Below are 12,666 nucleotides of genomic sequence, written 5' to 3'. Positions count from 1 at the left end.
GCCGCGCTTTCGCGTGCGCGGCAGCGGGACGGTGCCGCAAGCTACCCCCTCGCCGCACCGCCTGCGGCGCTGGAATCTAGTGGGGTCTAGTTGCCGATGACGGCAGGCTTCGTCCAGTCTTCGATCTGGATTCCGGGATAGGCTTCGAAGTCGCGCACATTGCTGGTCACAACGATGGCGCCAATCGAGCGCGCATGCGATGCAATCAGCTTGTCGAGCGCATCCGCTTTGCGTTGGCGCGTGGCGGCGCGAATCGGGCCGTAGGCATGTGCAGCGCTGGCCGTATACGGCATGACGGGAAGGCGGCTCACCAGAGCATCCAGGGCCCGACGCGCCGCTTCGGGCTCGCTGGATACCGATACGCCGTACTCAAGCTCCGCGAGCGTGATGGCCGACAGCACGACCTCTCCTTCGAAACAATTAGCCATCCGCTCGGCAACCTGTGGTGGCTGTTGCTTCATCAGGTAGATGCATATGTTCGTGTCCAGCATATAGGTGGGCATCAGAACGGCTCCCGATCCGCCTGCGATTGTTCACCTCGGCCGTCGGCCATGAAGTCGTCGGGGAATGCGGCAAAAATCTCGAGCACCCCGGTCAATCGCTGTCGGGCCGGGCGGATTCGGAGTTCGTCTCCAACGCGCTCAATCTCGAATGGCGTGTCAGTGTCCGGATAGGCGAGGTCTGCCGGTATCCTCACGGCCTGCGAATTTCCGTTACGAAACAGCTTGGTGCGATGCATGGCGGCTCTCATCTCAATGCTTGCTTGAGGGCGAGTATATACCGTTGAAGCCGTATGTACATCCGGTGTGTACATTCTGTTATCTGTGCGATCAATCTGCCACATTTGTGCGCCGTCGACTGCATTGTCAGGGCATTTCCCGCTCTACCCCCTCGCCTCTCGCCGCACCGCCTGCGGCGGCATGCCGAAGCCCCGGATAAAGGCCTCGCGCAGATGCCGGCGGTCGCGGAATCCCGTTTCCTTTGCCACCACGTCCAGTGGATGCCGGCTTTGCTCGATCATCAGCCGTGCGGCTTCCAGGCGCAGGCTTTCCACCGCCTTGGCGGGTGATTGTCCCGTTTCGGCCGTGAACACGCGGCTGAACTGCCTGGGGCTCAGGTGGACGGCGCCGGCCAGGTCTTCCACGGTCAGCGGCTGGTGCAGATTCTTGCGTGCGTAGTCGAGCGCACTCTGGATGCGGTCTGACTTCGGGGCCAGGTCCAGCAACTCGGAATGCTGCGACTGGCCGCCGGAGCGGCGCTGGTACATCACAAGCTTGTGGGCCACCGACCGTGCGACATCGGCACCGAAATCGGTCTCCACCATCGCCAGCGCAAGGTCCAGCCCGGCCGTCATGCCGGCCGACGTCCAGATCGGCCCGTCGACGATATGGATGCGATCGTCCTCCACGCGGATCTGCGGGTGCGCACGCTGCATCTCCCGCGCGTAGAACCAGTGCGTGGTGGCGCGGCGGCCATCGAGCAGCCCTGCCTCGGCCAGGATGAATGCCCCGGTACAGATCGATGCCACCCTGCGGGCCCGTGGCGCGGCCTTGCGCACGAAATCCAGCACCGGCTGCGGCGTGGGCGTGGCGACGGGGTCCGCCGCCCCGGCCAGGATCCACGTATCCACGGTGGCCCTTGAACTGACGGTGCGCGTGTCAACCGCCATGCCCAGCGACGAGCGCACCGCACCGCCCGCCACCGAGTAGCTTTCAATCCGGTAGAACGGCTCTCCCGCCACCAGATTGGCGTACTCGAACACGCTCTGTGCCGCCAGCGCCATCACCTGGAAGCCATCCATCAGCAGAAATCCCACCCTGTGCATGCTGCCACCCCGTTTTTGCTCGATGTCCTGAAACAGGACTATATACGTCATTTCGGCCAACGGTGATCCGGCCTACGATGCTTCACATGGATGCGGCGCATCCGAACCCAATCCCAACCGCAACGAATGGAGAAGCATCATGACGCAGCAACAACATCTGGGCACGGCACTGGTCACCGGCGCGTCGTCGGGCATCGGCGCGATCTACGCGGATCGCCTGGCACGGCGCGGCTACGACCTTGTGCTCGTGGCGCGCAACCGCGACAAGCTCGACGCACTGGCGCGCCGCATCACCGATGACACGGGCCGCGCCGTCGAAGTGTTTGCGGCCGATCTCAACGACCGCGCGTCGCTGGCCGGCGTGGAGGAAAAGCTGCGCACCGATGCCAGCATCACGCTGCTGGTCAACAACGCCGGTGTCGGCACGCACACGCCGCTGCTGGACAGCAACGTCGACGCAATGACCCGGATGATCGACCTGAACGTCACCGCGCTGACGCGCCTGACCTACGCGGCCGTGCCAGGCTTCGTGGCGCGCGGCAAGGGCGCGATCATCAATATCTCGTCGATTGTGGGCATCGCGCCGGAAGTGCTGAACGGCGTCTATGGCGGCAGCAAGGCGTTCGTGACCGCGTTCAGCCAGTCGCTGCACCATGAAGTCGGCGCGCGGGGCGTACGTGTGCAGGCCGTGCTGCCCGGCGCCACGGCCACCGATTTCTGGGAGGTCGGCGGGCTGCCCGTGGAAAACCTGGACCCGGCGATCGTCATGCAGGCCACCGATATGGTCGATGCCGCGCTGGTCGGCTTCGATAATGGCGAACTGATCACCATCCCGTCGCTGCACGCCATCGAGCACTGGAACGCCTATGAGGCGGCGCGCGGCGCGATGTCTGGCGTGCTGTCGAACAGTACGCCTGCTCCGCGCTACGTAAGGGCCTGACGTATCACGCTGCCCGCTGGTTCAGGAATGGCAGACCAGGCCGTCCTGCAACTGGCTGGCCTCGTAGGCCACATCGCCCGCGCGCTGGTCGCGGGCACGCTGCAGGGCACCGTCGCGGCGCCAGTCGCGGCTGGCGTGGTCGAACCAGGCGGCGGATTGCGGATCGGCGGCATGCAGGCCGATCTGCGCGGCGTGGGTGTCGGCCTGCAGGTCGCCATCGAGCTTGCGATAGAAGCGCCACTCCTGCAGCGTCAGCAGGCGCGCCACCACCGGCGCATCGTCGGCAAGCGCCTGGCATTCGCCGGCCAGAAAGCCGGTGGCCGCGCGAATGGATGACGCATAGACCTTCGGCACGCCGTGGACGTCCTGCGCGATGCGCGTGGCATAGGCACTGCCCTGCCCCACGCAGACCGGCTGACCGCGCAGGTCGGCCGCACGCTGATAGCGGCTGCCGCGCAGCACCAGCAGCGAACCGTCGCCCACGGCATAGGCCGACGCGACCGGCACCATTGCGTCGGCGCCCGCCGTCGGGCTGGCGCCCGCGAGCACCACGTCGACATGGCGTTGTGCGGCCTGCCATGCCGGCGACCCGGGCTCGCCCGGAAGCCCCGTGATCTGCAGCGTCACGCCAAGCCGATCGGCCACATAGCGCGCCATGGCGACGTCGAAGTTGTCGGGTGCGGGCGGCGTCGGCGCCTTGGGTGGCGCGGGGCGCGCATACTGCCGGACGCCCACCACCAGCGTGCCGCGCTGCTGCACCGCCTGCAGCCAGGGGCCGGGGGCCACGGGACGCGTCACGGCATAGGACGCAGCGATGCCGGCCAGCGCCAGCAGCGCCGCCAGCCAGCGGTATTGGCGCAACCTAGCCATTGAGCGTCAACCCCTTGCGCCAGCGTGTCAGCCGGCGTTCCACCACTGCCAGCACATAGTTCAGCGCGAGGCCCAGCAAGGCCAGCAGCAGGATACCCGCGTACATCGTCGGGATCTGGAACACCTCCTGCGAATTCAGCGTCAGGAAGCCCAGCCCGGAATGCGCGCCGATCATCTCGGCAGCCACCAGCGCCGTAATGCAATAGGTGCCCGCGAGCCGCACACCGGTAAAGATCGATGGCGAGGCCGCAGGCAACACCACTTTGCGGAACACGAACAGGCGGTTGGCCCCCATCGAACGTGCGGAATCGATCAGCAGCCGGTCTACCTGCTTGACGCCACTGATCGTGCTCAGCAGCACGGGCCAGAACGACGCCCAGAAAATGATGGCGACCTTGGACGTCTCGCCAATGCCCAGGAACAGGATGAACACCGGGAACAGTGCAAAGGCCGAGGTCTGTCGGAACAACTGCAGGATCGGGTCGACAATGGCCTCGAAGCGGCTGAACCACCCCATCAGCAGGCCCAGCACCACGCCCAGCACGATGGCCGACAGCAGCCCGTACAGCGACCGCTGCAGGCTGGCGAACAGGTGCTTGAACAGCGCCCCGCTGCTGACCAGATCCCAGATCGTGACGATGATCTGCGACGGCGGGCTCAGGTAGGCATCGCTGACGATATGCAGGCGCGGCACCAGTTCCCAGATCAGCAGGAAGGCGACGATACCCAGCAGGCCAAGCGCCCGGTCGCCCAGGCGCGAAAGCGAAGCGGCGCGGCTCATGATGCCGCCTTTGCCACGGGGGCCGCCGTTTTCTCCACGGCCGCCACCGGCTGCCCGACCTGCGCGCGCTCGCCCTGCAGCCGTTCGCCCGGGTTGGCCGTGGCGCCCAGCGGGCGCGGCACGGCGGCCGGGTTGGCAAACTGCACTTCGTCCTTGAGGATGTCCCAGGCCTGCTGGCGCAGCCGGATAAAGGCTTCGGAATTGCGCACCTCGGCGGCGCGCGGGCGTGGCAATGGCACGTCGATGATCTGCTTGATGGTGCCCGGGCGCCGGGTCATCACGGCAATACGGTCGGACAGGAAGATCGCCTCGTCCAGGCTGTGCGTAATGAACACGATGGTCTTGCGCCGCTGCTCCCAGATGCGCAGCAACTCGCCCTGCAGGATTTCGCGGGTCTGGGCATCCAGCGCTGCAAACGGCTCGTCCATCAGCAGCACTTCGGGCTGGTAGGCCAGCGATCGGGCGATTGCCACGCGCTGCTTCATCCCGCCCGAAATCTCGTGCGGATAGCGCTGGCCGAAACCGGTCAGGCCAACCAGTTCCAGGTATTCCTCGGCAATCACGCGGCGCCTGGCCTTCGGCACGCCGCGAATCTCCAGGCCCACCTCGATGTTCTGCAGCACGGTGCGCCACGGGAACAGCGCATAACCCTGGAAGACCACGCCCTGGGCGGGGTGGATGCCGCGCAACGGCTGGCCGTCGATGGCGATGTCGCCGCCCGTGCGCTCGGTCAGGCCCGCCAGGATGCTCAGGAAGGTGGACTTGCCGCAGCCGGACGGCCCCAGGATGGAAAGAAACTCGCCCTCGCGGATATCGAGGTCGAAGTCGCGCAGCACGGCCACGTTGTCGGCGCGGCCGGCTTCATTGCGCACGGCATAGTCCATCTTGACACCGCGCGCCACGATCTTGTGGCTCATGGTGCGGTCCTATGCCTTGGCGAACGGGTTGAAATCGTTCGTATAGATGTCGCGCGCGGCCACCTTGCCCCTGGTCAGCTTGCCTTCGGCCTCCAGTACGTCGATGTAGTACTGGATCGGCGGCTCGGTGACCACGAGGTTGTCCACGTAGGCGTAGCGGTCGACGTATTCAAGCTGCAGGTTGATGCGCCTGGATACCAGCTTGCGGGCCTCTTCGGGGTTGGCGTTGACCCAGTTGGCGGCCTTCGCCAGCGCCGTCACCACGTCGCGCACGTTTTCGGGATGCTCGCGCAGGAACTTGCCGTGCACGCTGTACGGCTGCATGCCCCCCAGGCCGCCATCGAGGTCAAAGTCGCTCCACAGCCGCGTGAGCTTGTCGGCATGGTCGGCGCGACCCGAGAACGGCGCATGGATGATGGCGAGGTCGGTGTTGCCGGTGGCCAGCGTCTGCTCGGCCTGGTCGTCCGGAATCACCACGAAGTTGATCTTGTTGACGTCCACGCCCTTCTGGCGCAGGAACGTCTTGGTCACGAACTCGGCGCAGGCGCCAAAGCTGTTGATGCCGATGGTCTTGCCTTCCAGGTCCTTTGGTGCGCGAATGCCCGAATCCTTGCGCACGAAGTACTTCATGTGCGGCGCGTCCTGCAGCGTCTTGTTGCCGGCTGCCACGATCTTGAGATCGGCCCCGGCCGCCACGGCCGAGATCACCAGCGGCACCATGCGCGAGCCAAAATCGATCTCGCCCGTGCCGGTCAGCGGAATGATCTGCGGCGCGGCCACCTTGCCGATGTAGTTGGGACGCGTATTGGTGCCCTCGAAATAGCCGAGCTGGTCGGCCAGGTAGACCAGGTCGAACGTGGGGTTGTCCGGGTACTTGAAGCTGACCTTGTCGCCTGCCTTGCCGATCACGGCTGGGGCGGCCGGTGCGGCAGGCGTGCCTGCCTGGGCGGCAGGCCCGGCGGCGGAATCGCCTTTCGAGCAGGCGGCCAGCAGCGGACCCATGCTGCCGGCCACTGCCAGCGATGCCAGTTGCTTGAGCGCGCCACGGCGGCCGGGCGCGGGAGAGGAAAGTTCGGAGGCCATATTGTTGTGTGATGAGTGCAGTTTCCGTTCGCAGTATTGCGAAGCGCCGCACTCCCACACAACGAAGACTTTTGACTATCGATATCGGATTCGCCGATGGTTAGCCGATGGTCAGTCGATAAAGGAATCGCGTGCCGGCTTGTTGGCTGGTGGCTGGTGGCTAGTGGCTGTTGGCGATGGGTTTCGGCTGCCGGCTGGCGAGTTGTTCGACCGCGCGCTGCATCGTGGCACGATTCGTCTCCACGGTGTTGCGCAGCGTATCGATGGCATGGCGGTCACGCGCCAGCGTGGCAAGCTGGGCGTCGACCTGATCACGCACCAGGGCCGGTGCGGGGCCGCCGGCAGCCAGTCGCGCCGCGACACCCTGCTCCGGGTCCAGGCAGCGCGCTACGGCGGCAGCATCGAGCGCCACCGCACGGCCCGTGTGACGCCCGGCCGCGCCGTTCACCATGTCGATATCGATCTCGCATGCGGGGATATGCCGGTCGAGCGCCTCGCGCACCACGGCCCCCACCACGTGGTGGGCCTCGCGGAACGACATGCCGGCATCGCGCACCAGCATGTCCGCGAGGTCGGTGGCCGAGGAAAAGTCGCGCCGGGCGCGGGCCAGCATGTTGGCCCGCTGGGGCGTGGCGTTTTCCAGCACAAGCCTGAGCAGGCTGGCGCAGCGCAGCGCTTCGTCCAGGGCTTCCCAGAACCCGCGCATGCTTTCGCGATTGCCGTCGCCGCTGTGGGTGAAGTTGCTGCCCTTCAGCGCCGCCAGCGAGGCGGTAAGCAGGCCGATCATGTGCCCGCCCTTGCCCTTCAGGTATTCCAGCACGACCGGGTTTTTCTTCTGCGGCATGATGCTCGACGTGCCGGCGACGCTGTCCGGGAAGTCGATCAGGCCGAACTCCGGCGTTGCCCAGATATACAGGTCCTGCGCCACGCGGCCCCATGTGACGGTGGCAATGGTGATGGCGGACAGGATCTCCCAGGCAAAGTCGCGCGAGGCCACCGCGTCAAGCGAATTGGGCGCATAGCTGGCAAAGCCCAGCCAGCGTGCGGTGGCAGCGCGATCGATCGGGAACGCCGTGCCGGCCAGTGCGCCCGCGCCCAGCGGGCAGGCGTCGAGGCCGTCCAGCGCATGGCGCAGCCGTGCGATGTCGCGGCCCATGGCCTGCGCCACGCCGGACAGGTAATAGCCATAGGTGATGGGCTGCGCGGCCTGCAGGTGCGTATAGCCGGGCATCACGGCATCGGCGTGGGCGGCGGCCTTCTGCAGCACCACCTCGCGTGTATCGGACAGTGCGGTCAGCAGCGCCAGCACGGTATCGCGGGCGCGCAGCCTGTCGTGCGTGGCGAGGATGTCGTTGCGGCTGCGCGCCACATGAAGACGGCCGCCGGTATCGGCACCGGCCACGGCCATCAGCCGCGCCTCGTAATTGAAATAGGCGTCTTCGCGCTCGGGGTCCAGCGGTACGGCGCCCGGGCCCTCTGCCTCGATCTGGCGCAGCGCGCGGGCCAGCGCGCCGGCCACGTCGGCCGGAATCAGGCCGGCGCCGTGCAGCATCAGCAGGTGCGCCTGGTTGATGTCGGTGAGATAGCGAAAGCCGGGGCCGAATTCACGATGCAGGCGCGGCAGGTAGATGTGCTCGCAGACTTCGGGGGCGGTGGCTTGCGTCAGGCGGCGGCTGACCTTCGATTCCATGCAACTTTCTCCTCGTTGTTGGAGCCCAGTATGGGAATCGCACGGTCATATCGTCAAATCACTAGTTTTATCGTCCGGATACGGATTTGATATACCATCGGGCACGCCCTCCGCCGCCCCCGCGCCTTTGCGCCCAAGCCCCCAGCGCCATGAATTTCAAGCAGATCGAAGCGTTCCGCGCCGTGATGATGTCGGGTTCGATGACCATCGCGGCGACGCAGCTGCATACCTCGCAGCCCAATATCAGCCGGGTGATTGCGCAACTGGAAAAGGCCTGTGGCTTTCGGCTCTTCACGCGGATTGCCGGCCGGCTGACGCCTACTGTCGAAGCGGAGGCGATGTTTCGCGATGTGGAACGGGCCTTTGTCGGCCTGGACAGCCTGCAGGCATCCGCGCGCTCGATCCGCGAGGTGGGCGTTGGCACGCTGCGCGTGGGCACGGTGCCGTCGATCGCCATGACGGTGATGCCCCAGGCCATTGCCCGCTTCCGGAACCGGCATCCCGATGTGCCGATCGCCGTGCATACGAGCGATTCGCCAACCGTGGCGAAATGGACGGCGGCGCGGTTTTGCGACGTGGGGCTGGTGTCCTATCTGGTGGAAATGGCGGGCATCCACAGCGACGCGCTGCACCGCGAGGCTGGCGTCTGCATCGTGCCGACCACGCACAATCTGGCGAAAAAGCGACGTATTCGCGCGCAGGACCTGACTGGCGAGCCGTTCATATCGCTGACGCGCGGCGACGGCACGCGAGCCATCGTCGACGCGGCCTTTGTACCCGACCAGCGCGTGCTCACGCTGGAGACTCCCTACGCGGCCACCATCTGCACGATGGTGGAGATGGGCCTGGGTGTCAGCGTGGTCAATCCGCTGGTCGTGCGCAGCCTGCGCTTCCCGGGCCTCAAGGCACTGCCCTTCGCACCCGCCATCGAGTTCGAGAGCTTCGTGCTGATCAACCAGCAGCACCCGGTGCCAGCGCTGGCGCAGGAATTTCTGGATTGCGTGCGGCAGGTGATGCGGGGGTAAGGCGCCGGGCGAGCGTGCTCAGCCGCGCTCCTTCTCCTGTGCCCGCTCAAGCATTGCCTGCCCTATCACCGTGCTGCCCTGGGCCATCAATGCCTCACCGGGACCGCGGATATCGCGTGCGTCCTTGTGCTGGCCCAGCTTCAGCTTGCCTTGCAGGCGTGTGATCTCGATCTCGATGCCGACAATGGACTTCAGCAGCGTGTCGATGAAATCGGTGGGCGCATCGGACATCTTCCATGGCCGTGGCTGGCTGGCCTCGTGGTGGCGGGTCAGCCGGGCAACCACGCCGCGCACGTAGCGTTCGTCGTCGTGCACCGTGATGCGCCCGTGGGCGTGTACCACCTGGTAGTTCCAGGTGGGCACCTGCTTGTGGGCTTCGTGCTTGCTGGGGTACCAGTTCGGCGAGATATACGCATCCCCCGCGCGGAAGACGACTAGCACCTCGTCGCCATTGGTCACGTCCTGCCAGACCGGATTGGCGCGGGCCACGTGGGCCTTGAGGATGCCCGACTCGCCGACGTCGGGGTCGATTTCGAACGGGATATGGTTGGCATCCATGCCGCTGCGTCCGTGCGTGAACAGCGTGCCAAACGGGTTGGCGCCGATCAGCGCATGCATGGCCTGCTGGTCGGCCAGGTCGAAATGGGCGGGGACGTACATGACTGCTCCGGCATGGTTCTGGGGGATATCGAAGCCATATTCTGGCGACAAACTGGAGTAGAGTGTAGGGCCAGTTTATGCCGATTTCACCAGACCACTTTCCCGCTGCCCCGCCATGCCCAGAACCGCAAAAGTGCCAGAAATCCCGTTTGTCGGCACATTGGATCGCGACGCCGGGCCGCTGAGCCGCCAATTGGTGCAGGCTTTGCGCGACGCCGTGGCGCGGGGCGACCTGAAGCCCGGCGAATCGCTGCCGTCCACGCGTGCGCTGGCCGAGGCGCTGAAGGTATCGCGCGGCACCGTGGTCGAGGCCTTCGAACAACTGGTGGCCGAGGGCGTGTTCACCGCGCAGCACGGGGCAGGTACCCGTGTGGCGGCGCTGGCGCCCGCCCCAGCCGCACGCCGGCGGGTGCGTGACAGCATCGTGCTGCCCCCGGCCGCGCAGAAATTCGCCGCCATCGCCAAGGAATTTACTGCCTTGCCGCCAGTGCCGTTCGCGGTATCGGTGCCCGCTGGTGCGGCCGCGCCCAACGAAGACTGGCGCCGGCTTGGCAACCGGTTGCGCGCTGGCGGCAGCGCCGCGCCGGCCGGCTATGGCGAACCGCAAGGGGCGCTGCCATTGCGCGAGGCGATTGCCGACTACCTGCGCCGCTCGCGCTCGGTGCATTGCGACGCCAGCCAGGTTGTGATCACCACGGGCACCCAGCAGGGCCTGTTCCTGTCGTGCCAGGTGTTGCTGGAACCGGCCGATGCCGTATGGGTCGAGAACCCGGCCTATCGCGGCATCACGGCCATCCTGGAAAGCATCGGGCCGCGCGAGCGCATCGTGCGTGTGCCGGTGGACGACGAAGGCATCGACGTCGACGCGGGCATCGCGCTGGCTCCGCAGGCGCGCGCCGCGTTTGTCACGCCCTCGCACCAGTATCCGCTGGGTATGCCGCTGAGCATGGCCCGGCGCAAGGCCCTGCTGGCCTGGGCCGACCGGCAGCAGGCGTGGGTGGTGGAAGACGACTACGACAGCGAGCTGCGCTACGCAGGCCATCCGTTTCCGTCGCTGCAGGGGCTGGCGCCAGAGCGCGTGGTCTACCTTGGCACGTTCAGCAAGATTCTCTATCCGTCGCTGCGGCTCGGCTATGCCGTGGTCCCGGAAGCGCTGGTCGAAGCCTTTATCGGTGCACGCGTGCTGATGGACCGCCATCCGCCCACGGCAGACCAGCACGTACTGGCGGCGTTCATCGCCGAAGGGCATCTCGACCGCCATATCCGCCGCGTGCGCGGCGTGCATGCCGAGCGGCGCGCGTTCGTGATCAGGACCATCGAAAAGGAGATTCCCGCCGATCTGGCGTGGCTGCAGCCATCAGACCAGGGCATGCACCTGGTGTTGTGGCTGGCACCGGGCATCGACGACCGGGCGGTGGTGAAGGGCGCCGCGCAGGCCGGCGTGTCGGTACGCGCCGTCTCGCCAACCTACGCGGGAGACAAGCGGCCCGCGGGACTGGTGCTGGGGTTCGGCGGCTTTGGGGATCGGGAAATCGAGGAGGCGGCGCGGCGGCTGGCGGGCGCGATCGGTGTCGCGGCCGAGTCCAGGCGAGCCTGATCGGTCCCGGATACCTCGCAACCAGTTTGCCGCCTCTCTCAGGTCGACCCACGCTCCACGATCCTGAACCCCATATCCACCACCGGCTCCGCCACGGTTTCGCCCCGGCAGCGTGCCAGCAGCAGGCCGGCGGCCAGTGTGCCGATGCCGGCGCCGTCGACCTGTACGGTGGTCAGCGATGGCGCCATGTCCGCGGCAAAGTCGGCGTCGCCGAAGCCGCAGATCGCCAGGTCTTCGGGAATGCGCAGGCCGCGCGCCCTGGCCTCTTCCACCACGCCTTGCGCAAGCTGGTCGGAACTGCAGAAGATGGCCTGGATTGTGGGGTCCTGGGCCAGCAGGTCGCGCAGGGCCTGGCGTCCCAGCCCCAGGCTGCTTGGCGCGGGCACGCGTGCGGTGGGCACGTCCTGGCCCAGCGTCGAGACAAAGCCATCGCGGCGCTCGGCCGCGCGCTGGTCGTCGCCGGTGGCGATGCCGAAACGCCGCCATCCCTTTGCCAGGAAGTAGCCGGCCACGGCACTGCCCACCTTCAGGTGCGAGAAGCCCACCGCCATATCCACGGGCCGGTCGCTGAGGTCCCATGTCTCCACGACGGGGATGCCCGAGCGGCGCAGGCGGTCGCGCGATGCCTGGGCATGGACCAGGCCGGTTACCACGATGCCATCGGGCCGGCGGCTGATCATCGTGCCCAGCAGCGCTTCTTCGCGCGCGTGGTCATAGCCGGTCTGCCCCAGGATCAGCTGGTAGCCGGCCGCGTCCAGTGCATCGGTCAGCGCCTTCACGGTGGGAATGAACTGCGCCACGGCAATATTGGGCACCAGTGCGGCCACGGTCAGGCTGCGGCGCGATTTCAGCCCGCCCGCCAGCAGGTTCGGGATATAGCCGGTGACTTCCACGGCCTGCTGCACGCGGGCAATCGTCTTGGCGGAGACCAGCCCCGGATTGCCGAGCGCGCGTGACGCGGTAATCAGGGACACCCCTGCTTCGCGCGCCACATCGTGCAGGGTGACGGATTTGCCGCCAGATGAATCGGACATGCTTGTTCGGGATAAATGAATTGCAGTGCGGGTAAACGACGACGCCAATGGCCGCCGCAACGGTTGACCGGGACAAATGACAACGTTAGCATTCTTCTCGTCCGCTGTCCGGGTCAAGACACCCTGCGACGGCGGAAGACGAGTTTTCAAGACACGTTGCAAGCGTTGGAGCGCCATTTCGCGTCACAACATTGCGGCGGCCCGCATTATAGCAACGCAGATCGGCCGGAATCCGGCCATTTTT

13 protein-coding genes are annotated in these 12,666 nt (G+C 66.5%); 3 read left to right on the top strand and 10 right to left on the bottom strand.

The genetic code is table 11. The annotated features are described in order from the left end of the window. Positions 1-86 precede the first annotated feature (86 nt). From A9J21_RS24500 to A9J21_RS24490, 3 genes are all read right to left on the bottom strand, one after another. Entirely contained in the window at positions 87-503 is a 417-nt protein-coding gene (locus A9J21_RS24500) for a type II toxin-antitoxin system VapC family toxin (protein WP_066740134.1), read from the bottom strand. Beyond that, a complete protein-coding gene (locus A9J21_RS24495; protein WP_066740215.1) occupies positions 503-739 on the bottom strand; it encodes an antitoxin in 237 nt (78 codons plus the stop codon). The genes A9J21_RS24500 and A9J21_RS24495 overlap by 1 nt, the downstream gene beginning before the upstream one ends. A 144-nt stretch (positions 740-883) precedes the next feature. Beyond that, a complete protein-coding gene (locus A9J21_RS24490; protein WP_066740214.1) occupies positions 884-1,825 on the bottom strand; it encodes a GlxA family transcriptional regulator in 942 nt (313 codons plus the stop codon). Positions 1,826-1,964: 139 nt separating this feature from the next. Between A9J21_RS24490 and A9J21_RS24485 the strand changes: the two genes are divergently transcribed. Next, the gene (locus A9J21_RS24485) at positions 1,965-2,765 is read left to right on the top strand and encodes an SDR family oxidoreductase (RefSeq protein ID WP_066740132.1); all 801 of its coding nucleotides are present in this window, start codon (positions 1,965-1,967) and stop codon (positions 2,763-2,765) included. Between the two features lie 21 nt (positions 2,766-2,786). Here the strand turns inward: A9J21_RS24485 and A9J21_RS24480 are convergent, their stop codons facing one another. The 5 genes from A9J21_RS24480 to argH form a co-directional block, all read right to left on the bottom strand. After that, complete coding sequence (locus A9J21_RS24480; RefSeq protein ID WP_066740130.1) at positions 2,787-3,635, bottom strand: ABC transporter substrate-binding protein; 849 nt, start codon at positions 3,633-3,635, stop codon at positions 2,787-2,789. Next, a complete protein-coding gene (locus tag A9J21_RS24475; RefSeq protein WP_066740127.1) occupies positions 3,628-4,416 on the bottom strand; it encodes an ABC transporter permease in 789 nt (262 codons plus the stop codon). Before A9J21_RS24475 ends, A9J21_RS24480 begins: the two co-directional genes overlap by 8 nt. Then, positions 4,413-5,333, bottom strand: a complete 921-nt coding sequence (locus A9J21_RS24470; RefSeq protein ID WP_066740125.1) for an ABC transporter ATP-binding protein — start codon at positions 5,331-5,333, stop codon at positions 4,413-4,415. Before A9J21_RS24470 ends, A9J21_RS24475 begins: the two co-directional genes overlap by 4 nt. Positions 5,334-5,342: 9 nt before the next feature. Then, on the bottom strand, positions 5,343-6,416 hold the full coding sequence (locus tag A9J21_RS24465) for an ABC transporter substrate-binding protein (RefSeq protein ID WP_066740122.1): 1,074 nt from the start codon (positions 6,414-6,416) through the stop codon (positions 5,343-5,345). Positions 6,417-6,576: 160 nt separating this feature from the next. Next, entirely contained in the window at positions 6,577-8,106 is a 1,530-nt protein-coding gene (gene argH / locus A9J21_RS24460; RefSeq protein ID WP_066740119.1) for an argininosuccinate lyase, read from the bottom strand. A 149-nt stretch (positions 8,107-8,255) separates the two neighbouring features. Here argH and A9J21_RS24455 point away from each other — a divergent pair, with 149 nt between their 5' ends. Further along, entirely contained in the window at positions 8,256-9,131 is an 876-nt protein-coding gene (locus tag A9J21_RS24455) for a LysR family transcriptional regulator (RefSeq protein WP_066740116.1), read from the top strand. Positions 9,132-9,149: 18 nt separating this feature from the next. On the opposite strand, the gene A9J21_RS24450 is transcribed toward A9J21_RS24455, so the two are convergent. Continuing rightward, complete coding sequence (locus A9J21_RS24450; protein ID WP_066740113.1) at positions 9,150-9,791, bottom strand: FMN-binding negative transcriptional regulator; 642 nt, start codon at positions 9,789-9,791, stop codon at positions 9,150-9,152. 115 nt (positions 9,792-9,906) lie between these two features. Here A9J21_RS24450 and A9J21_RS24445 point away from each other — a divergent pair, with 115 nt between their 5' ends. Next, a complete protein-coding gene (locus A9J21_RS24445) occupies positions 9,907-11,388 on the top strand; it encodes a PLP-dependent aminotransferase family protein (protein WP_066740110.1) in 1,482 nt (493 codons plus the stop codon). Between the two features lie 38 nt (positions 11,389-11,426). On the opposite strand, the gene A9J21_RS24440 is transcribed toward A9J21_RS24445, so the two are convergent. Further along, a complete protein-coding gene (locus tag A9J21_RS24440; protein ID WP_066740107.1) occupies positions 11,427-12,422 on the bottom strand; it encodes a LacI family DNA-binding transcriptional regulator in 996 nt (331 codons plus the stop codon). Positions 12,423-12,666: the final 244 nt, after the last annotated feature.

The sequence above is a fragment of the Cupriavidus sp. D384 genome (assembly GCF_001652915.1).
Classification (GTDB): Bacteria; Pseudomonadota; Gammaproteobacteria; order Burkholderiales; family Burkholderiaceae; genus Cupriavidus.
This window is presented reverse-complemented; position numbering and strand designations above follow the sequence as displayed.